General features: G+C 71.7%; 14 protein-coding genes and 2 pseudogenes. 11 read left to right on the top strand and 5 right to left on the bottom strand.

All coding sequences use genetic code 11. The features are described 5' to 3' along the window. Nucleotides 1–134 precede the first annotated feature (134 nt). Complete coding sequence (locus ACH4J0_RS02020) at nucleotides 135–1,478, top strand: family 2 encapsulin nanocompartment cargo protein terpene cyclase (RefSeq protein ID WP_396235736.1); 1,344 nt, start codon at nucleotides 135–137, stop codon at nucleotides 1,476–1,478. 64 nt (nucleotides 1,479–1,542) lie between these two features. Next, a complete protein-coding gene (locus ACH4J0_RS02015) occupies nucleotides 1,543–2,421 on the top strand; it encodes a geranyl diphosphate 2-C-methyltransferase (protein WP_396235735.1) in 879 nt (292 codons plus the stop codon). 100 nt (nucleotides 2,422–2,521) lie between these two features. On the opposite strand, the gene ACH4J0_RS02010 is transcribed toward ACH4J0_RS02015, so the two are convergent. Next, nucleotides 2,522–3,175 (bottom strand): dihydrofolate reductase family protein, encoded by a 654-nt coding sequence (locus tag ACH4J0_RS02010; RefSeq protein WP_396235734.1) that lies wholly within the window; start codon nucleotides 3,173–3,175, stop codon nucleotides 2,522–2,524. 288 nt (nucleotides 3,176–3,463) lie between these two features. On the opposite strand from ACH4J0_RS02010, the gene ACH4J0_RS02005 reads away from it, so the two are divergent. From ACH4J0_RS02005 to ACH4J0_RS01975, 7 genes are all read left to right on the top strand, one after another. After that, on the top strand, nucleotides 3,464–4,549 hold the full coding sequence (locus ACH4J0_RS02005; protein WP_396235733.1) for a phosphatidylinositol-specific phospholipase C domain-containing protein: 1,086 nt from the start codon (nucleotides 3,464–3,466) through the stop codon (nucleotides 4,547–4,549). A 198-nt stretch (nucleotides 4,550–4,747) separates the two neighbouring features. After that, nucleotides 4,748–5,146 (top strand): ribonuclease domain-containing protein, encoded by a 399-nt coding sequence (locus tag ACH4J0_RS02000; protein ID WP_396235732.1) that lies wholly within the window; start codon nucleotides 4,748–4,750, stop codon nucleotides 5,144–5,146. Between the two features lie 165 nt (nucleotides 5,147–5,311). Then, on the top strand, nucleotides 5,312–5,662 hold the full coding sequence (locus ACH4J0_RS01995; protein ID WP_396235731.1) for a 5-carboxymethyl-2-hydroxymuconate Delta-isomerase: 351 nt from the start codon (nucleotides 5,312–5,314) through the stop codon (nucleotides 5,660–5,662). Between the two features lie 554 nt (nucleotides 5,663–6,216). Continuing rightward, on the top strand, nucleotides 6,217–7,026 hold the full coding sequence (locus tag ACH4J0_RS01990; RefSeq protein WP_396235935.1) for an SDR family oxidoreductase: 810 nt from the start codon (nucleotides 6,217–6,219) through the stop codon (nucleotides 7,024–7,026). Next, entirely contained in the window at nucleotides 7,027–8,373 is a 1,347-nt protein-coding gene (locus ACH4J0_RS01985) for an NAD(P)/FAD-dependent oxidoreductase (protein ID WP_396235730.1), read from the top strand. Nucleotides 8,374–8,456: 83 nt separating this feature from the next. Next, the gene (locus ACH4J0_RS01980; protein WP_396235729.1) at nucleotides 8,457–9,938 is read left to right on the top strand and encodes a cytochrome ubiquinol oxidase subunit I; all 1,482 of its coding nucleotides are present in this window, start codon (nucleotides 8,457–8,459) and stop codon (nucleotides 9,936–9,938) included. Then, on the top strand, nucleotides 9,938–10,978 hold the full coding sequence (locus ACH4J0_RS01975; protein ID WP_396235728.1) for a cytochrome d ubiquinol oxidase subunit II: 1,041 nt from the start codon (nucleotides 9,938–9,940) through the stop codon (nucleotides 10,976–10,978). The genes ACH4J0_RS01980 and ACH4J0_RS01975 overlap by 1 nt, the downstream gene beginning before the upstream one ends. Before the next feature lie 37 nt (nucleotides 10,979–11,015). Here the strand turns inward: ACH4J0_RS01975 and ACH4J0_RS01970 are convergent. Continuing rightward, a pseudogene (locus ACH4J0_RS01970) lies at nucleotides 11,016–11,411 on the bottom strand (dehydrogenase); the annotation flags it as partial. Nucleotides 11,412–11,802: 391 nt separating this feature from the next. Here ACH4J0_RS01970 and ACH4J0_RS01965 point away from each other — a divergent pair. Next, nucleotides 11,803–13,623 (top strand): glycoside hydrolase family 15 protein, encoded by a 1,821-nt coding sequence (locus ACH4J0_RS01965; protein WP_396235727.1) that lies wholly within the window; start codon nucleotides 11,803–11,805, stop codon nucleotides 13,621–13,623. Nucleotides 13,624–14,309: 686 nt separating this feature from the next. On the opposite strand, the gene ACH4J0_RS01960 is transcribed toward ACH4J0_RS01965, so the two are convergent. Further along, nucleotides 14,310–16,097 (bottom strand): cation:proton antiporter, encoded by a 1,788-nt coding sequence (locus ACH4J0_RS01960; protein WP_396235726.1) that lies wholly within the window; start codon nucleotides 16,095–16,097, stop codon nucleotides 14,310–14,312. A gap of 694 nt (nucleotides 16,098–16,791) precedes the next feature. Here ACH4J0_RS01960 and ACH4J0_RS01955 point away from each other — a divergent pair. Continuing rightward, the gene (locus ACH4J0_RS01955; RefSeq protein ID WP_396235725.1) at nucleotides 16,792–18,915 is read left to right on the top strand and encodes a SpoIIE family protein phosphatase; all 2,124 of its coding nucleotides are present in this window, start codon (nucleotides 16,792–16,794) and stop codon (nucleotides 18,913–18,915) included. 43 nt (nucleotides 18,916–18,958) lie between these two features. Here the strand turns inward: ACH4J0_RS01955 and ACH4J0_RS01950 are convergent. Both ACH4J0_RS01950 and ACH4J0_RS01945 read right to left on the bottom strand, forming a co-directional pair. Continuing rightward, a pseudogene (locus tag ACH4J0_RS01950) lies at nucleotides 18,959–19,186 on the bottom strand (FAD-dependent monooxygenase); the annotation flags it as partial. A 153-nt stretch (nucleotides 19,187–19,339) separates the two neighbouring features. Then, a complete protein-coding gene (locus tag ACH4J0_RS01945; RefSeq protein ID WP_396235724.1) occupies nucleotides 19,340–20,092 on the bottom strand; it encodes a DUF72 domain-containing protein in 753 nt (250 codons plus the stop codon). Nucleotides 20,093–20,260 lie beyond the last annotated feature (168 nt).

Here is a 20,260-nt window from a genome sequence, read left to right as displayed (position 1 = left end):
AGTGGAGTTCCCCATCGCGAAGGGCGGTATGACGACCCGTCACACCATGCGATCCCTCTCAGAGGAGGCTCCATGCCCATGTGCACCAGAACGGCCGCCCCGGCCGGTCCCGCACCCGCCCCGGCGGTGGGCCCATGAGCTCCCCGGCGATCGAACGGATCCTCCGCGGGCCGACCGGACTGGGCACCTCCGGGCTGCAGTTGAGGCCGCAGGCCCCGGCGCCGGAGGCTGCCCGGCCGGCGGTTCAGGCACCGGAGGTCCCCGGCCCCGACGGTCCGGCTCCCGAGGCCGTGGCGACGGAGACGGCGGTGACCGAGACCACGGTGGTCGAGGTCGTGACGCCGGAGGCCGTCGCGGCCAGGACGGCGACACTCGGGGCGGCGCTCCCGGACGTCCAGGCGTCGTCCCTGCCCGTGCCCTCCCTCCCCGCCGCGCTGACGGCCGCTGCGCCGCGCGCACCCCAGGCCACCGGGGCGCCGGCCGGTGGGAAGCCGAAGCTCGGCGACCCGATCCCCGGCCTCTACCACCACCCGATCGCCGAGCCCGATCCGGTCCGGGTGGAGGCGCTCAGCGTGAAGCTCAAGGCCTGGGCGGTCGACGAGATCGAACTCTTCCCGCCGGAGTGGGAGAAGGACTTCGACGGGTTCTCCACCGGGCGCTACATGGTGGCCTGCCACCCCGACGCGCCCAGCATCGACCGCCTGATGCTCGCGGCCCGGCTGATGGTCGCCGAGAACGCGGTGGACGACTGCTACTGCGAGGACCTCGGCGGCTCGCCGATCGGCCTGGGCAGCCGCCTGCTGCTCGCCCACACCGCGCTGGACCCGCTGCACACCACCCCGGAGTACCACCCGGCCTGGGAGGCCTCGCTCTCCGAGGACGCGCCCCGGCGTTCCTACCGCTCGGCGATGAACTACTTCGTCCGTGCCTCCACGCCCTCCCAGGCGGACCGCTTCCGGCACGACATGGCGCGGCTGCACATGGGGTACCTGGCCGAGGCCGCGTGGGCCGAGACCGACCACGTCCCGGAGGTGTGGGAGTACCTGGCGATGCGCCAGTTCAACAACTTCCGCCCCTGCCCGACGATCACCGACACCGTGGGCGGCTACGAGCTGCCCGTCGAGCTGCACGCGCTGCCCGCCGTGCAGCGGGTGATCGCCCTGGCGGGCAACGCGACCACGATCGTCAACGACCTGTACTCGTACACCAAGGAGCTCTCCAGCCCCGGGCTCCACCTGAACCTCCCGGTGGTGATCTCCGAGCGCGAGGGCGTGTCGCGCAAGGAGGGCTACCTGAAGGCGGTCGAGGTGCACAACGACCTGATGCACGCCTTCGAGGCCGAGTCGGCCGCGCTGGCGCTCGCCTGCCCGGTGCCGACCCTGGTCCGGTTCCTGCGCGGGGTGGCCGCGTGGCTCGACGGCAACCACTACTGGCACCAGACCAACACCCACCGTTACAGCTTGCCCGACTTCTGGTGACCGCCAGGCCCGGAAGTCACCCATTTTCCGATAACCACCCGTGAGAATCCTGGAGCTGACCCCCATGTCCCTGACCGACGACATCACCACCCCTGGCAGCGTCATCCCCGGCCCGGCAACTCCCTACCAGGGCGACATCGCGCGCTACTGGGACCACGAGGCACGCCCGGTCAACCTGCGCCTGGGCGACGTCGACGGCCTCTACCACCACCACTACGGCATCGGCGAGATCGACCAGGCTGCGATCGGCGACCCGGCCGACAGCGAGCGCGAGAAGAAGGTCATCGCCGAGCTGCACCGCCTGGAGTCCGCCCAGGCCGACGTGCTGCTCGACCACCTCGGCGACATCAGGACCGATTCCACGCTGCTCGACGCGGGGTGCGGCCGCGGCGGCTCGATGGTCATGGCCCACCAGCGCTTCGGCTGCCGGGTCGAGGGCCTGACCCTCTCCACCCAGCAGGCCGACTTCGGCAACAAGCGCGCCGCCGAGCTGGGCATCGGCGCGTTCGTCCGCTCCCGGGTCGCCAACATGCTGGACATGCCCCTGGAGAACGGCTCGGTCGCGGGCTCCTGGAACAACGAGTCCAGCATGTACGTCGACCTGCACGACCTGTTCGCCGAGCACTCCCGGGTGCTGGCGGTCGGCGGCCGGTACGTGACCATCACCGGCTGCTGGAACCCGAAGTACGGTCAGCCGTCGAAGTGGGTCTCGCAGATCAACGCGCACTTCGAGTGCAACATCCACTCCCGTCGCGAGTACCTGCGGGCGATGGCCGACAACCGCCTGGTGCCGCAGGCCGTCATCGACCTGACCCCGGACACCCTGCCCTACTGGGAGCTGCGCAACACCACCTCGCTGGTCACCGGCATCGAGGAGGCGTTCATCGAGTCCTACAAGGACGGCTCCTTCCAGTACGTGCTGATCGCCGCCGACCGGGTCTGACCGGATGCCGGACAGACGGGCGGCCCCCCGCGCGGATGCTGGGAGGCCGCCCGTCCGTCGTCACGGGTGCCCGTCGGTCGTCACCGGTGCCCGTCGGCCGTCACGCCGTGCGGGGGCGGGTGAAGGTGAGGTGGGTGACGCCGCTCGGGCTGGCCACCACCTCGGTGTCGAAGCGCTGCTCCAGCCCTTCGAGCCCGGCCCAGAGCGACTCGCCCCGCCCGAGCACCACCGGCACCACGACCACGTGCAGGTGGTCGATCAGGTCGGCCTCCAGGAAGGCGCGGACGGTGCGCGGGCCACCGCCGATCCGGACGTCCTTGCCGCCGGCCGCCTCCCGGGCCTGCCGCAGGGCCTCCTCGGGGGTGGCGTCGATGAAGTGGAAGACCGTCCCGCCCTCCATCTCCAGGCTGGGTCGCGGGTGGTGGGTGAGCACGAAGACCGGTGTGTGGAACGGCGGGTTCGGCCCCCACCAGCCCTTCCACTCCTCGTCCTGCCAGGGCCCGCGCTGCGGGCCGAACTTGTTGCGGCCCATGATCTCCGCGCCGATGTCGTCGCCCCAGGTGCGGGCCATCGCGTCGTCCACCCCGGTGCCGCCGCTCCCCTGGCCGTGCATCCGCCGGAAGGTGCGGGTGCCGAAGAACCACCTGTGCAGCCGGTCGGTGGCGTGCCCGAAGGGACTCTCCAGGCTCTGGCCCTCGCCGGTGCCGTAGCCGTCGAGGGAGATCGAGAAGTTGTGGACCCGGACCAGGGACATGGTGCTGCCTCCACTGCTCTTCGCTGTCTGCGGCCGCAAGCGGCCGTCCGCCACTCCACCGCTTCCGGCCGTCCGCTCGCGGGCCACGCTAGCGTCCGGGTCGGACATCCTGACGTTCCGTCACCACAAGGGCGTGGCGACCGTCCGGGGGGAGGCCCGGGGTAGGGGTGGTGAAACCGTCACGCTATTGTCGTGCCTTCTTCACGAGGCGCACGCCCGGCCGGGCGATGCTGCCTCCGGCGGCGCGCACGGGCGGCCGCCACGACCGATCCCGGGGGGACGATTCCGATGACCGCACGCCGTATGACCTCAGGCCGCACCCTGGCCGGCCTCCTGGCCGCCGGTCTGCTCGCCGGCGCCGCCGTCCTGGTGCCGACCGCGGCCACGGCCGCCGCCGACACCGGCACCGGCGACCTGCCGTTCGGCTCGGCCACCACCGTCGGCCTGCACAACACCTACGACCCGGCCGCCTACCAGTACCTCGCCCAGAGCCTGGACACCGGCACCGGCATGATCGAGCTCGACCTCTGGACGGACGTCATCACCAAGGAGTGGAAGGTCAGCCACTCCAACCCGCTCGGCAACTCCAACAACTGCACCGCCGCCGCCACCCCGGACCAGCTCTACGGGGGCGGCACCAACAAGAACCTGGAGCACTGCCTCGACGACGTCCGGGTCTGGCTCGGCGCCCACCCGGGAGCCGGGCCGCTGGTGGTCAAGCTGGAGCTGAAGGGCGGGTTCGCGGCCAACATGGGGATGGGCCCGGACCAGCTCGACGCACTGATCGCCGCGCACCTCGGCGACGCGGTGCTGCGCCCGGCCGACCTGCTGGCCAAGCCCGGTGGCGGCTCGTACGCCACCGTCGACGAGGCGGTGCGGGCGGGCAACTGGCCGAGCCGCTCGGCCCTCGCCGGGCGGGTGCTGCTCTACGCGATCCCGGGGACGGTCGAGGAGAACAACCCCTTCGACACCCTGCACACCGACGTCGAGTACGGGCGGCACCTGCGCGACCTGGCCGCGGCCGGCCGGATCGGCCAGGCCCAGCTGTTCCCGGCCGTGCACGGCGCGGCGGCCGGCGACCCGCGCAGCAAGTACACCGGCGCGGACGCCGGGATCCGCCCCTGGTTCGTGGTCTTCGACGGCGACGCCGCCTCCTACCTCAACGGTGTCGACACCGCCTGGTACGACCGCTCGCACTACCTGGTGGTGATGACGGACGCCCAGAACGTCGCGCCGCAGATCAGCGCCACCGACCCGACCGTCGACCAGGCACGGGCCCGGACCGAGCAGCTGGCCCGGGCGCACGCCAGCATCGTGTCCAGCGACTGGCGCAAGCTCGCGGCGGTGCAGTCCCTGGTGCTGCCCCGCGGCTGACGCCTCCGGGGCCCGCTCCGACCCGGCTGCCGGCCACCGCCGATCATCGATGGCGGCCGGCAGCCGGTGGCCTGTCGGCCGGTGGTCGGTGGTCGGCGCTGGACGGGTCAAGTCATTGGCGGGTACGGGGAGTTGACCGGAGATGAAGACTCCGTACGGGGCTTCCGGGGAGCTCCGGGGCTCGCCATCCTGGTTGGCATGACCCGAACTCTACGCGCGTGGAAGTCCCGCGCCGTCGCCGTCGCCGTCCTCTCCCTGGCCACCCTCGCGCCCGTCGCCGTCGCCGTCGCCGCCGAGGCGCACGCCGCGGTGAGCGGCAAGGTGTGCGTCTCCGCCCTGCCGTCCCAGGCCCGGACGACCCTCGGACTGATCGCCAAGGGTGGGCCGTTCCCGTACCGCCAGGACGGGGTGGTGTTCACCAACAAGGAGGGCGTGCTGCCCTCCCAGCGGTCCGGCTACTACCACGAGTACACCGTGGTGACCCCCGGTGCGCCGACCCGCGGCACCCGCCGGATCGTCACCGGCCAGCGCTACCACGAGGACTACTACACCGGCGACCACTACGCGACCTTCCGCCTGATCGACTTCGGCTGCTGACGGCCCCCGCCGCCTTCCGGGCCCCGGCCGCCGGTACCCACCGCGTGCCGGGGCCCACTCCCGTACCGGGCCCCGAGCGGCCCGGCGGCCAGGCGCGGCAGCCGGGCGCGGTAGCCGGACGCGGTAGGGTCGGCGCTGCCCAGCCCGTTCGAGCCGGAGGAACCCGTGCCGCAGATCCTGGTCGACCACTCGGTTGAACTCGCCCTCGACCGGGCCGGACTGGCCGCCGAGCTGCACAAGGCGGTCACCGAGGCGATCGACACCACCGTGTCGGAGTGCAAGACCCTGTTCCGCCCGGCCCCGGACCACATCGTCGGCGACGGCACGAGCGGCGAGGCCGTGGTGCTGGTGGAGGTCAAGATCCTGGCCGGCCGGACCACCGCCCAGCGCGCCGAACTGACCGCCCGGGTACTGGAGGTGCTGGGCGCGCACGTCGCGGTCCCCGCCGCGATCGGCGTCCAGGTCACCGAACTCGACCGCGACACCTACCGCTTCGTCCACCACCCCGGCCGCTGACGGCGACGACTGACGGTCGCCGAACCGCCGCTGACCTCCCGAACGCCCGGCCCGCCGCCCCCGGCCTCGGCTACCGTCCGGGCGGCGACGGGGTGCATCGACGTGGTCCCGTAGACCCTCCGGAGTCAGCAGAAGGCCAGCATCGGACCCGGGAGTCCGAGCAGCCACGGCCACTGTGGACCTGCACCGCGGTACGGGAACGCTCTTCAAGGAGTGCGACCCCCCCGTGCCGCGGTGGCCCATGTGCCCGCACGCGTACACGATCCGCTGCTCCAGGCTCGCGTGGCCGAGGTCGACGGGGCTTGGCCTGTTCCGGTGACGTGGCCGGATGAAAAGCGTCTGGGTGGCGCGCCGGTCCATCTGGCGACCGCGCAAGGTGCTTCCGTTGGAATTCCGCGCTGCGGCGGCTCGGCTGCCAGCCCCGAGCGTGTCAGTCGGCCGAATGCTCCATGCCTGAATGCTCCATGCCCGTCATGCGCATGCCCATCGGCGGTACCCCCCGATCCGACGAAGGAGAGATCATGGTCACAGGAAATGCCGACGATTCCCGGGGGATGTCGTCCGCGCAGCTCCTCAGGGGGCAGAAGGCCCTGGTGACCGGTGCCAACTCAGGCATCGGCTTGGCGACCGCTCTCGCCTTGGGCCGGGCCGGAGCGGATGTCGTGGTCAACTACGTGGTCGGTGCGGACGAGGCCGAGAAGGTCGTCGAGCAGATCGAGGGCTTCGGGGTCCGTGCCTATGCCCATGAAGCCGACGTGTCCAACGAGGAGCAGGTGGTGGGCATGGTCGACCGGATGGTGAGGGACTTCGGCACCATCGACATCATGGTGGCCAATGCCGGCCTCCAGCGGGACGCGCCGGCAACGGAAATGACGCTCGCCCAATGGCAGAAAGTCATCGACGTCAACCTCACCGGACAGTTCCTGTGCGCACGGGCGGCCGCCATTGAGTTCATGCGGCGCGGGGTCGTCCCGGAGGTCTCACGGTCGGCCGGCAAGATCATCTGCATGAGCTCGGTCCACCAAATCGTGCCCTGGGCCGGTCACGTCAACTACGCCTCCTCCAAAGGCGGTGTGGGCATGCTGATGCAGACCCTCGCCCAGGAGTTGGCTCCGAAGCGCATCCGGGTGAACGCGGTCGCGCCCGGCGCGATCCGCACCCCCATCAACAAGGACGCCTGGGAGACCCCGCAGGCCGAGGCCGAACTGCTCAAGCTGATCCCGTACCGCCGTGTCGGCGACCCGGAGGACATCGCCAACGCCGTCGTCGCCGTCGCCTCCGATCTGCTCGACTACGTCGTCGGTACCACCCTGTACGTCGATGGCGGGATGACGCTCTTCCCCGGCTTCGCGACGGGCGGCTGAATGCTGATGGAGGACCACGTCACGCCCCGCCGGGTGGTGATCATCGGGGGCGGCTTCGCCGGCCTGTTCGCCGCCCGTGCCCTGCGACGCGCACCGGTCGCGGTCACCGTGGTCGACCGCCGGGCCCACCACTTGTTCCAGCCGCTGCTGTACCAGTGCGCGGCCGGGATCCTGTCGGAGGGCCAGATCGCGCAGCCGCTGCGTGCGGTCCTGCGCCGCCGCCCGAATGTGAGCTGCCTGCTCGCCGAGGCCATCGACGTGGACCCGCGTGCCAATGTCGTGTACGCGCGACGGCCCGACGGTGGCGCACTCGAGCTGCCCTACGACGATCTGATCGTCGCTGTCGGCATGCGCCAGTCCTACTTCGGACACGATGAGTTCGCCGAGCACGCGCCTGGTATGAAGACCCTGAAAGACGCCCTCGACATCCGCCGCAGGCTCTACCAGGCCTTCGAGATGGCCGAAACGGCCACCGATCCCGAGGAACGACGGCAGTGGCTCACCTTCGCACTCGTCGGAGGCGGGCCGACCGGTGTGGAACTCGCCGGACAGATCAGGGAGATCGCCGGTCACACCCTCGACCGGGAGTTCCGCACGATCGACTCCACCGAGGCCCGGGTGCTGCTCTTCGAGGGGTCCGACAAGGTGTTGCGCACCTTCGGCCCGCACCTCGCCGACCGTGCGGCCCGGACCCTGCGGCACCTCGGTGTGGAGATCCACCTGGGCACGGTGGTCACCGCCGTCGACGCGGACGGGCTGATCGTGAAGGACCGGAGCGGCGCGAGCACCCGGTTCCCGGCGCGTACGGTGCTGTGGACGGCTGGTGTCGAGGCGCCACCCATTGCCGCGGCGTTGGCCCGGGCCACCGGGGCGACCCAGGACCGGGCCGGCCGCATCGCGGTCCAGCCCGACCTGACCCTCGAGGCGTACCCGAACATCCGCGTCACGGGTGACGTCATGGACCTCAACCGGCTTCCCGGACTGGCCGAGGTCGCCATGCAGACGGGTGCGTACGCCGGCCGTGCCGTGCGCCATTCGGTCGAGGCGCGGAAGAAGCAGCCCAGGCCCTTCAGGTACGTGGACCTGGGAAGTGCCGCCTACATCTGCCGCGGGAAGGCCGTTGTGAAGATCGGCCGGATCCACCTGTCGGGCCTGGCGGGCTGGCTGGTCTGGCTCCTCGTCCATCTCGCCTTCCTCACCGGATTCCGCAGCAGGCTGGGCGCGGTGCTGAGCTGGGCCGTCACCTTCGCCTCGGGCTCGCGGCGCGAACGCGCCTTCGCGATGTCCGACCGGGATCCCTCCCCGGAGCCCCTCGCCGGTACGAGGGCACCCGCCACCTCAGCCTGACGTCGCCCGGCCGGTGCGGGCCGCCTGTTCCTCCGTGGTTCCTCCACAGCCCCCTGCGTGCAGGGAAGACAACCGAGGCGCACATGCTCAGCATCGCCGTCCATCTGGCGAACACACCTCCTCAACTCCTCCCGGCCCGTGAGCAGATGGCCTTCACCCTGGCGGCGCACATCCTGCTGGTGCCGTTCGGAGTCGCGCTGCCGTTCATCACGGTGCTGATGCACTACCGTGCGCTGCGGCGCAACGATCCCGTGGCCCTTCTCCTCGCTCGGCGGTGGTCCGCGGTGATGGCGGCGCAGTTCGCCATCGGCATCATCACCGGCACCGTACTGTCCATGGAGTTCGGCCTGCTGTGGCCGGGGATGATGGGGCGATGGGGCGACGTCTTCGGCCTCGGCTTCGGCGTGGAGGCTTGGGCGTTCTTCCTCGAGGCCGTCCTGATCGCGGTCTACCTCTACGGCTGGCGCCGGCTCAAGCCGTGGACGCACTGGTGGCTGGCCGTGCCGCTACCGCTGACCGCGGTGCTGGGGGCGTTCGGCATCATCGCGGCCAACTCCTGGATGAACACCCCCCAGGGCTTCACTCTGGACTCCCAGGGCAGACCCGTCGACGTCGATGTGCGACAGGCGATCTTCACGCCGATGTTCGGGCCCCAGTACTGGCACTTCGTGGTGGCGATGTTCATGACCGCCGGTTATGTGGTCGCCGGCGTGTACGCGGTCGGCTGGCTGCGCGGACGACGCGACCGCTATCACAAGCTCGGATTCACCCTCCCGTTCACCGTCGCGGCGGTTCTCACGCCCGTCCAGTTCTTCCTGGGTGACTCCGCCGCTCGCGCCGTCTTCCACAAGCAGCCGGTCAAGTTCTCCGCCATGGAGATCGTCTGGAACACCGACACGCACGTGCCCGAGTACGTGTTCGGGCGGCTGAACAGCGACGGGACCGTCTCCGAGGGCATCAGGATCCCCCAACTGGACTCCATCCTCGCCGGGTTCAGGCCCAGCACCCGGGTGACCGGCCTGACCGCCGTGCCGGCAGCCGACCGCCCCACGGCCACGCAGGCGACCATCGTGCACTGGGCCTTCGACATCATGGCCGGGATCGGCAGCGTGCTGATCCTGCTCGCACTCTGGTACGCCTGGATCTGGTGGCGGCACCGGGATCTGCCGCTGAACCGCTGGTTCTTCTCCTGCGCCGCGCTCGCGGGAGCCGCGTGCCTGGTCACGGTGGAGTGCGGGTGGATCACCACGGAGGTCGGCCGCCAACCCTGGATCGTCTACTTCAACATGCGCGTGTCAGAGGCCGTCACCTCCACCCGGGCGGCCGGAATCTGGACCATGCTCGGCATCGTCATCGTCGTCTACGCACTCGTGTTCGCGGCCTTCCTGGCGGTCGTCCTGAAGATGCGCACGCGCTGGCGCACCGCCGACGAGGGCACGGCGATGCGGGGGGCGCTCGATCCCGAGGCCGACACGCCGTACGGGCCCAGAAGGGAGCCGCTACCCGAGGAAGTCGGGGCAGCGCCCCGCGGCGGGTCCGGCACGACCTCCGGTGGCGCCCGGTGATGGCCGACCTCATCGCCTGGCTGCTGGTGGTCGCCATCGCCGCCTACGCCTGCGCCGGGGGCACCGACTACGGCGCGGGCTTCTGGGACCTGCTGGCCGGCGGCGCCGAGCGCGGCAAGAGGCCCCGCTGGCTGATCGACCACGCCATGGCACCGGTGTGGGAGGTCAACAACGTCTGGCTGGTCTTCGTCCTGGTCATCATGTGGACCGGCTTCCCCATGATGTTCCAGGCGGTCTTCGCCGCACTGTGGCTGCCGCTCGCCCTCGCAGCCATCGGTCAGGTGCTCCGCGGCGCCGGATTCGCCCTGCGCAAGCCGACCCGCCGACTGGCTCAACGGCGTGTCTACGGTGCGGCGTTCGCGATCTCGTCGCTTCTCACGCCTTTCTTCCTCGGCGCGGTGCTCGGCGGCATCGCCTCCGGACGGGTGGCGGTGGGCACCCCCGCCTCCGCGGACGCCTGGGCCAACCCGACCTCGCTCCTGGCGGGCCTGCTGGCCATCGCGGCCGCCGCCTTCCTCGGCGCGGTGTTCCTGTGTTCCGACGCCCGGAGGTTCGGGGCGGACGACCTCGTCGACTACTTCCGCCTGCGGGCGTGGCTCGCCTTCGCGGCTCTCGTCGTCCTGGCTCTCATCGCCCTGCCCGTGACCCGGGACGACGCACGGTACGTCTGGGACGGTCTCACCGGCGGCCTCGGACTGCTGATGTCGATCCTGGCCGCGGTCTGCGGCCTGGCCACGGTCCTGTTCCTGGTTCGCCGTTTCTACGGCTGGTCCCGCTACACGGCGGTGGCGACCATCGCGCTGGCCGTGCTGGCCTGGGGCTTCGCACAGCGTCCCTACCTACTGCCCACTTCGTTGACGGTGTCCCGGGCCGCAGGTGCCGCGCACAGCCTGCGGTGGCTGGGGATCGTGACGCTCATCGCGGTCGTGTTCGTCGGCCCGGCGCTGGTACTGGTCTACCGGCTCGACACGAAGGGCCGATTGGAAGAACTCACCGATGCCGACACCTCGGCTGCGGGAACGCCCGGGGACCACCTGTAGCGCGGTCCCGGGCACCTCACCTCGGTCAGCTCAGCCGCTCGATCGCCGAGCCGGCGGGGTCCGTGCCGAAGCGGACGGTGCCGGCCTGGTGCGCTGTGGCCCCGATGGGCATGCCCTTGTGCAGGTAGATGCTGTGCGACAGCAGGCGGTGTTCGTGCATCCCCAGGTGCCCGAGCATCTTCTCCAGTTTGTGCCGGAGACGCTTGAGCCCGGCGACGTTGTTCTTCTCGTCCAGCGCGAGACGGATGCCGTCGTCCTCGCCGAGGGTGACCCGGCTCTCGGCCAGCGGGAGGTCCTCCCCGCACAGCCAGAAGTCGACTGCGTGGTGCGCGAGCATCTCGAACGGCATGTCGGGGGAGACCGCGCCGGCCCAGCGTGGTGCCTCGCCGTGGATCTGGTCGGCGTCGGACTTGCCGAGCATCAGTGTGCCGCCGCCCGCGCCGGTGCCGATGACGATCACGTCGTAGTGCTGCTCGTCGGCCATGCGAAGATCCGTTCTGGAGAAGATCGGCCGGCCGGATCCAGCGCCTCCCGAAGGTCCCCGGTGGAGTGCCGTGCCGACCCGTCCCACCCCCTCGTGCTCCGTCTTCGTGCCTCGGGCGTCCCGGGCGGCGGCGACCGGGAAGGACGGCGCTGGAACGTGATCCCCTCGGAGGTGGGAACACGGTGCCTGCGTCCTGGCTCTCGGCCACGGCAGTGTGTGCCGGGGCTCACCCGCCGCACGTGACTGGTCGGGAGCCTGCCCCGCCCGCCTCACGATGGGCCGATCATCTACGAGTCGGATACGTTGTGACGGGGGACGCTCGTACCTCTGTGGAGCATTCATGGATCGCTACCCGCCTATCGCCGATCACGGGCTGGTCGGGAACCTCCAGACTGCCGCCCTCATCTCGTCGAAGGGTGTGCTGGACTGGTTCGCGGCCCCCCGCTTGGACTCGCCCAGCGTCTTCGCCGCTCTGCTGGACCATGACCGCGGCGGGTACTTCCGGCTGGCGGCGGTCGAGCACAACCCCACCTACCGGCAGCTGTACTACCCCGACACCGCCGTGCTGGTCACCCGCTTCATGTCGGAAGACGGCGTGGGCGAGGTGGTCGACTGGATGCCGCCCCACACCGGCACCGCACCAGCGGACCGCCACACCCTGATCCGGGTGATCCGCGCAGTTCGCGGCACCGTACGGTTCGCCCTGGACTGCTGCCCGCGCTTCGACTACGGGCGGGCCGCCCACGAGCTGACCGTCGACGGACAGGACGCCGCGTTCGACGCGCCCGGGGCCGTACTGCACCTCCGCGCCCTGTTCCCGCTCCACCGCAAGGGCGACGACGTCCACGGCACCGTCACGCTCCGGGCCGGCGAGTCCTCCGGAGCGGTGATCACTTTCTGCGCGCCCGGTGGTGACGCGCCGTCGGCGCCGACCGTCGACGGGCTCGAGGAGGACCTGTGGCGGGCGGTGGACTTCTGGCAGGACTGGGTCCGCAGGTCGACGTACCGCGGACGTTGGCCCGACATGGTGCGCCGCTCCGCCATCACGCTCAAGCTCCTGACCTACGCCCCGACCGGCGCGCTGGTGGCTGCTGCCACGATGGGACTGCCGGAGCAGGTCGGAGGCGAACGCAACTGGGACTACCGGTTCACCTGGGTCCGTGACGCCTCCCTCTCCGTGCGCGCCCTGCTCGACATCGGGCTCACCGAGGAGGCGCAGGCGTTCACCGGCTGGCTCGTCGAACGCCTGCACGAACGGCTCGGCAGTCCGGGCGAGCGCCTGCAGATCATGTACCGGGTGGACGGTGACGCGCAGTTGTCCGAGGAGATCCTCGAACATTTCGAGGGCTACCGCGGCTCCTATCCCGTGCGTGCCGGGAACGCGGCCATGGACCAGCTGCAGCTGGACATCTACGGAGAGGCCTTCTACGCCCTGGCGGAAGCCCGGGCGGTCGGCGTCCAGGCGGGTTATGACAGCTGGAAGGCGGCCGCACGCACGCTGGACTGGCTCTGTGACAACTGGGACCGGGCGGACGAGGGCATCTGGGAGACCCGGGGTGGGCGCAAGAGCTTCATATACAGCCGCGTCATGACCTGGGCCGCCTTCGACCAGGGCCTGCGTCTGGCCGCGGAGTTCAGCCGCCCCGCCGACGTCGTCCGCTGGCGTGAGACGCGCGACGCGGTTCTGGAGCAGGTGATGACGCAGGGCTGGAGCGAGAAGGAGCAGGCCCTCGTCCAGCACTACGACGAGGACGTCCTGGACGCGTCCCTGCTGCTGATCCCCCGTGTCGGCATGCTGGCTCCGAAGGATCCGCGGTGGCTGTCGACCCTGGACGCGATCGACCGCAAGCTGGTCTCGGACAGCCTGGTCTACCGGTACGACCCGGCCGCCTCACCCGACGGCCTGCGCGGGTCGGAGGGTACTTTCAGCCTCTGCTCCTTCCTGTACGTCGACGCCCTCGCCCGCGCCGGGCGGCTGCGTCAAGCACGGTACGCGTTCGAGAAGATGCTCACCTACGCCAACCACGTCGGGCTGTTCGCCGAGGAGATCGGGCCGACCGGCGAGCCACTGGGCAACTTCCCGCAGGCGTTCACCCACCTAGCGCTGATCATGGCCGCCTGCTCGCTCGACGACGCCCTGGACCAGGAGGTCCGGCGCTGAGCCGGGTGCCTGCGCGCCACCGGAAGGACGAGACCATGGACGGCTCCCTGCCCGGCGCCGGGGGTCCGCGGCTGGGCCGGGCCGCCTTCGAGGAACTTCGCCGACGTGTGACCGGCCTGGCGCCACCGGGGCGGCCCATGCGCGGCGCACTGGAGTTCATCACGGCAGCGCACGTCCTCGCCGCTGCGGCAGAGGTGCGGACCGGACGCCACGTGAGCCTGGCGGCGCCTGTGGCGACGGACCGCGTGCCGGGGAATCCGGACCCCGCCCGGCACCCCATGACCGGCGCCACCGCGGGCCGGATGCACGGCCGGGGACTGGAATTCGCCCGGGACCGGGTCGAGATGAACGTGCACGGCGATGTCGACAGCCACCTCGACGCCCTGTGCCACGTCGTGTACGACGGCACCCTGTACGGGGGCGTGTCCGCCGCCACGCTGACCGAAACCGGGGCCGGTGCGCTGTCGGTCACCGCGGCCGAGAGCGAGATCGTGGGCAGGGGCGTCCTGCTCGACTACCTGCAGTTCGAGGAACTGGTACCGCTGTGCGCGGCCGAGGGGCGCTGGTCGTTCCTGAGTGTGGTCGCCCCGCCCGGTGAGCTCGGGCGGACTCACCAGCCGCACGTGGATCAGGTCCATCGGAGTGCTCTCTGCTCAAGGTCCGGGCGGATCGGCCGCGCCCACGGTTCACCCCTCCGCCCGGCACCCCGCAGCGGAACGCTCCGGCGCCGGACGCAGCAACACCTCGACGTCCCCGGGCCTCGGGTCCGGGACCTGGCGGCGGGTCACCGGAGCCAGCGATCCGTCGGTCCTGATCCGGAACAGCAGCCGGGATCCCTCGGGAACCGCCGCGTCGGCAGGTCCGGCCGTGATCGTCGCCCCGGCCGCGTGCCGCCGGACGAGCTCGGCCCTGCTCAGTGCGGGGTCGAAGAGGACATCCCCACCGGTGAACGGGGCGACCGCGCCGCGGCTGCCCGCGGCCGGTCCGGTGCGGTAGACGCGGGCCGGCGAGCCGCCCCGCACGATCGTGGCCGCCAGGGCGTTGAAGTCGTCCTCGTCGGTGAGCAGCAGGACCGCCGTGATCCCTGCCAGCTCGGCCCCCTCTCCCGCCGCGGCGGCGAGCAGCTCGCCCGGCGCAAGCTCCAGACCGGCCCGCTGGATCCGGTGGCGCTCCTCTTCGGCGCCCGCCCACATCAGGACGTCGATGCCGGCGTGGGCGAAGGCCCTGCCGAGGTCGACCGCCCAGGGGGTGCCGCCCACCAGCAGCGGTCGGGAACGGGCAGCTCTGCGCACCCGGAGCCGACTCGCCACCGGTGTCGCGGTGAACGCGTAAAGCACGACGGTGCCCACGATGACGAGGAAGGTGATCGGCAGGATCTTGTCCGCTCCGGTCACCCCCTCGTGGGCGAGGGAGGCCGAGAAGGTCGAGGCGGTCGACGCGGCGACGATGCCGCGCGGGTCCATCCAGCCGATGAAGGCCCGCTCACCGCGGGGCAGGTCGGTGCGCAGCGTGGACACTGCGGCCACGACGGGGCGCACGACGACAACGAGGAGAGCGATGAAGCCCAGCGTGGGCAGGACCAGGTGACGGAGCGAGGCCGGAGTGATCGAGGCGGAGATGGAGACGAACAGGACCCCGAGGATCAGCTGGACCAGGTTCTCGAAGAACGGGCTGCGGGCCGGGAGATCCAGATCGCGCATGTTCCCCACGCTGACGCCCATGACGACGGCCGCCAGCAGGCCCGAGTCGTCCCGGACCGCGTCGCACACGGCCGCGACTCCCACCAGCACCGCCAGCTGCGCCGAGGTGCCGAGGAGCTCGGGGAGCCGCAGTCTGCCCAGCAGCAGCCAGAGGGCCAGCGAGCCGATGACGCCTCCGGCCAGACCCGTTCCGATGCTGGTCAGCAACGAGGCTGCCTGGTGCGCGGGCCCGCTCCGGGTGCTCGCGCTGACGGCGTGGAAGACGAGAGCGCCCAGGATCCCGCCCACCGGGTCGATCAGCGAGCCCTCCCAGACCAGGATGCGCTGGAGTCGTTCCACGGGCCGCACGAACCCCAGCAGCGGGCCGACGACCGTAGGGCCGGAGACGACCAGGATCGCTCCCAGCATGACCGCGCTACGGTGCGGCAGTCCGAAGCACAGCTCGGCGAAGGCGAGGCCGGCCCCCCAGGTGATGGGCACCCCCAACCAGAGCAGCCGCATCACGACGCGCCGGGTGTGACCCTGAAGCCGTCCCAGGTCGAGTCCGGTGCCGGCGTCGTAGAGGATCACCGCCACGGCCAGCGAGACCAGGGGTGTGAACGCGGGCCCGATCAGGCGTACCGGGTCCACCACGCCGGTCAGGGCGCCGGTCACGAAGCCGGCAGGCAGCAGCAGCACCAGCGCCGGGATGCGCAGACGGTCGGCCAGCACCTGGCAGCCGACGGCGAGCACCAGCGTCAGACCGAGGCCCAACAGGATCTGCTCCTGGGTCACCTTCGCCCCCGCCCGGCCGGTGAGCGGTGCGGCAGAGCCGCCCGGTTCGAATCGGCGCCCGCCGCCTGGATGTCGGAGAAGCCGGACAGCAACCGAGCAGACCGCGCACCCGGGAGAGAACTCGGCTCCCGTGCGAGCCTCGCCCACCGGGCGCAGCGGCCGACGGAGCCGCGGCCGACCGGAAGGGGGGCGAGGACTCCGAGTAGCAGTGCCGCCGAACGGAGCACCCCTGTCAGCAGGAGTTCGGAGCTCATCGGAGCGTCATTCGGATCCGGAAGGGTCTCCGAGTTGATCACTTCCGGAGGCTATCGGCTCTCCCCGCTTCCCAGCGGAGCCACGCCGACGCCCCGGTCCGCCGACGGCGGGGCGGACGGGGCGGTCCCGGCGCAAGCCGAGATCGTCGAGCACCTGAGGACCGCGTGGTCGACAGGGTGCGGTGGTGCCCTCCTCGACGAACTGATCGACGGCCTGGACCACGCGGACATCCGGTGGGGCCGCGAACCACGGACGGCCGGAACACCGGGCACGCGAGCGGGTGCCGGTGGCTCTGCGTGACCATTTCGGGCTGGCGACCGAGGGTCCGCCGGCGGGCGGCGGCTGCTTGACTGGCGGCTTCGGGCCGGGGCGGGAGGATGGAGTGAACCGACGCCGTCGTCGCACCCCGGGGTGGGCGTCGGCGGGAGGAGGTGGCCGGATGGAGACCGGGCAGGCGACTCCGTCGGGTGCCGCCCAGCAGGGCCGCGATCCCGCGATGGAGCCGAGTGGGCTGCTGGACGTACTGGGCGTCGCCGCGGTGGTACTGAACGCGCAGGGGCGGATCGTGCTGTGGAGCCCGCAGGCCGAGGACCTGTTCGGCTACCGGGCGGCCGAGGCCCTCGGGCGTCCCGCCGCCCAGGTGCTGGTCGACGAGCAGCACCTGGAGCTGGTGCTGTCGCTGTTCGCAAAGGTGATGGCCGGTGGCGGGGCGTGGGCCGGGGTCTTCCCGGTGCGGCACAAGGACGGATCCACGCTGCTGGCCGAGTTCCGCAACATGCGCCTGGAGGACGAGAACGGCCAGTACTACGCGCTCGGCCTGGCCACCGACCAGGCCACGCTGCGCCGCCTGGAACGGGACCTCGCGCTGTCCCTGCGCCTGGTGGAGCAGTCCCCGATCGGCCTCTCGGTGATGGACACCGACCTGCGCTACGTCCTGATCAACCCGGCGCTGGAGCGCGTCAACGGCCTGCCGGCCACCGAGTGCCTGGGCCGCACCGTTCGTGAGGCGCTGCCCTTCCTGGACGTCGACGCGATCGAGGCGGCGATGCGGCAGGTGCTGGCCACCGGAACCCCGCTGCTGGACCAGTTCACCACGGGCCGCACCCACGCCGACCCGGGGAGCGAACATGCCTGGTCCGCCTCCTTCTACCGCCTGGAGGACCCCGCCCACCGCGTGATCGGCGTCGCCGTCACGGTCATCGACGTCACCGAGCAACACCGGGCCTCCACCGCCGCGGCCGCGGCCCGCCGACGCCTCACCGTGGTCGCCGAGGCCTCCGAACGCATCGGCACCACCCTCGACCTCGAAACCACCACCCGCGAACTCGCCGACGTCCTCGTCCCGGAGTTCGCCGACATCGCCGCGGTCGACATCCTGGAAGGCGTCCTCACCGACAGCCTGCCCCCGACCGGCACGGACGACCCGGTCCTGATCCGGGCCCTCGCCGTCAAAGCCGCCTACCCCACACCCGCCGCCGACGCCGCCGACCCCGTCGGCCAGATCGCCCGCTACGACGCCACCCGCCTGATCACCCGCTGCGTCCGCACCGGCCGCCCCATCCTGCTGGCCCACGTCACCGACGGGGACCTGCCGCGCATCGCCCGCGACGACCGAGCCGCCGAACTGCTGAGGCAGGCCCGGGTCCACTCCTACCTGGCCGTACCGCTGCGTGCCCGGGGCCAGGTCCTGGGCGCTCTCGACCTCAAGCGCGCCCGCAACGACCAGCCCTTCGACCACGACGACCTGGTACTCGCCGGTGAACTCGCGGCCCGTGCCGCCGTCGCCATCGACAACGCCCGCTGGTACCAGCGCCAGCGCCACGCCGCCCTCGCCCTCCAGCGTCACCTGCTGCCCGGCCCGCCCCCGCAACCACCCGGGCTGGAAGTCGCCTACCGCTACCAGCCGACGGCGAGCGTCGGCGAGGTCGGCGGCGATTGGTTCGACGTCATCCCCTTGGGTGACGACATGACGGCTCTGGTGGTCGGGGACGTCATGGGCAGCGGCATCAACGCCGCCGCCACCATGGGTCAACTCCGCACCGCCGCAAGGACCCTGGCCGGTCTCGGCCTGGCGCCCGCCGCCGTCCTCAGCCATCTCGACCGGATCGCCGCCGACCTCGGCGAGTCCATCGCCACCTGCGTCTACGCCGTGCACGACCCCCGTCGGCGCCGTGGTCGCATCGCCAGCGCCGGCCACCTGCCCCCGGTCCACACCCGCCCTGGGCGTCCGCCGGTGCTCCTCGAACTACCCACCGGCGCACCCCTCGGCGTCGGCGGCGTCGCCTTCCGGGACTCCGTCCTCGACCTCGCGGTCGACGACGAACTCGTCCTCTACACGGACGGGTTGGTGGAGACCCGCGACCACGACATCGACACCCGCCTCGCGGCCCTCACCGACCTGCTGGGCCGGCCCCGCCGTTCGCCGGAGGAGACCTGCGACCTCCTCCTCGGCGGCCTGCACCACCAGAGCGGACACGACGACATCGCCCTGCTCGTCGCCCGCGCCAGGGCCCTGCCGCGCGCGGACGCGAATGCGCGTACGCGCGGCACACCCGGTACGTGACGGACGCGCAAGTCAGCCTCTGACACCGCCCGCGGTTCGAGTCCGCGACTTTCTGGCCGGCATGCCAGGGCAGGGTGCTGTGGATCTCGATGGGCAGGAGCGGCAGGCCGGCGGCCTGGCGGAGGTGGGCGATGATGCGCTCGGGAGGGAAGTCCTGGGCGCGCTCCCCGCGGTCGGGGCGGTAAGGGACCTGGAAGATCCACCTGTGCTCCCCGTCCACGGGCAGCAGCGCGCCCTGGGCCTGGGAGCCTTCCGGGTAGCAGACGGTGAAGCGGCGGCCGCGGCGACGGCTCGGGCGAGGTCAGGCCCGGCAGTGAACAGCACGTTGAGGTTGTGGAAGAGCGCTCCCCGTCCGGAGCAGCCGATGCCTGGGCGCTGCCTCGCCCCTCGGACGACCACTCGGCTGCGGATCACCGTCGGCTTCCTACGGGGTCCGGGTCACGGTACGGCCCGCCCGCGCGGCGGCGGCCGCGAACGCGCTCGCGTCGAGCACCGCCGCACCGCCCGGGTCGTTGTTGAAGTACACGTAGACCTCGGCCGAGTCCGCCCAGCCGTCGGCGATCCGGCCCACCCAGCCGGCCAGTGCCTGCCGCCCGTACCGGGGCCAGGGCCGGGCCCGACCGGCGTGGCAGCGCAGATAGCCCCACTCGCAGGTCCGCCACAGCGGGGTGACCGGGCGTGACCCCCGATCCGCCCAGCACAGGGCGGCGGCCCGGTCGGTCAGCACCGCACGGATCTCCGGCGTCCACCAGGACGGGTGCCTCGGCTCGACGGCGACCCGCACGCCCGCCGGGAAGGCGGCCAGACAGCGGTCCAGCAGCTCGGCGTCCGCGCGCAGCGTGGGCGGCAGCTGGAGCAGCACCGGGCCGAGCCGCTCCCCGAGCCCCCGCGCCGCCGTGAGCAGCCGCTGGACCGGCTCGGCCGGCTCGTGCAGGCGCTTGATGTGGGTGAGGTAGCGGCTGGCCTTCACCGCGAACACGAAACCCTCCGGGGTCCGGGCGCGCCAGTCGGCGAAGGTGTCCGCCGAGGGCAAGCGGTAGAAGGCGGCATTGCTCTCCACCGTGGCGAACCGCTCGGCGTACTCCTCCAGCCAGCGCCGCTTGGGTGTCCCCTCCCGGTAGAGCCCGCCGCGCCAGTCGTCGTACTGCCAACCCGAGGTACCGACGATCAACGACATGCTTCCAGGAAACACCCGTCTGCCGGGCGAAGGCGTCCGCCCCGTCCTCCGGGCCCGCGGCCTGGTCGGACCGCCGCCGAGGGTCCGAAGCCCGGTCGGCTGACCGCGCGTGGTGGCGGCGGCCAGTCGGCCGGGCCGGCCGTCCTGGTCCCAGTGGCCCTGGTCCCG

The sequence above is a fragment of the Kitasatospora sp. NPDC017646 genome (genome assembly GCF_044329365.1).
Taxonomy (GTDB): domain Bacteria; phylum Actinomycetota; class Actinomycetes; order Streptomycetales; family Streptomycetaceae; genus Kitasatospora.
Note: the sequence above shows the minus strand (reverse complement) of the source record. Positions and strands in the feature narration are given on the sequence as shown.

Coding starts and splice junctions, on each gene's coding strand:
- ACH4J0_RS02020 (WP_396235736.1), top strand. CDS start 135: ATGAGCTCCCCGGCGATCGAACGGATCCTCCGCGGGCCGACCGGACTG.
- ACH4J0_RS02015 (WP_396235735.1), top strand. CDS start 1,543: ATGTCCCTGACCGACGACATCACCACCCCTGGCAGCGTCATCCCCGGC.
- ACH4J0_RS02010 (WP_396235734.1), bottom strand. CDS start 3,175: ATGTCCCTGGTCCGGGTCCACAACTTCTCGATCTCCCTCGACGGCTAC.
- ACH4J0_RS02005 (WP_396235733.1), top strand. CDS start 3,464: ATGACCGCACGCCGTATGACCTCAGGCCGCACCCTGGCCGGCCTCCTG.
- ACH4J0_RS02000 (WP_396235732.1), top strand. CDS start 4,748: ATGACCCGAACTCTACGCGCGTGGAAGTCCCGCGCCGTCGCCGTCGCC.
- ACH4J0_RS01990 (WP_396235935.1), top strand. CDS start 6,217: ATGTCGTCCGCGCAGCTCCTCAGGGGGCAGAAGGCCCTGGTGACCGGT.
- ACH4J0_RS01985 (WP_396235730.1), top strand. CDS start 7,027: ATGCTGATGGAGGACCACGTCACGCCCCGCCGGGTGGTGATCATCGGG.
- ACH4J0_RS01980 (WP_396235729.1), top strand. CDS start 8,457: ATGCTCAGCATCGCCGTCCATCTGGCGAACACACCTCCTCAACTCCTC.
- ACH4J0_RS01975 (WP_396235728.1), top strand. CDS start 9,938: ATGGCCGACCTCATCGCCTGGCTGCTGGTGGTCGCCATCGCCGCCTAC.
- ACH4J0_RS01965 (WP_396235727.1), top strand. CDS start 11,803: ATGGATCGCTACCCGCCTATCGCCGATCACGGGCTGGTCGGGAACCTC.
- ACH4J0_RS01955 (WP_396235725.1), top strand. CDS start 16,792: ATGGAGACCGGGCAGGCGACTCCGTCGGGTGCCGCCCAGCAGGGCCGC.
- ACH4J0_RS01945 (WP_396235724.1), bottom strand. CDS start 20,092: ATGTCGTTGATCGTCGGTACCTCGGGTTGGCAGTACGACGACTGGCGC.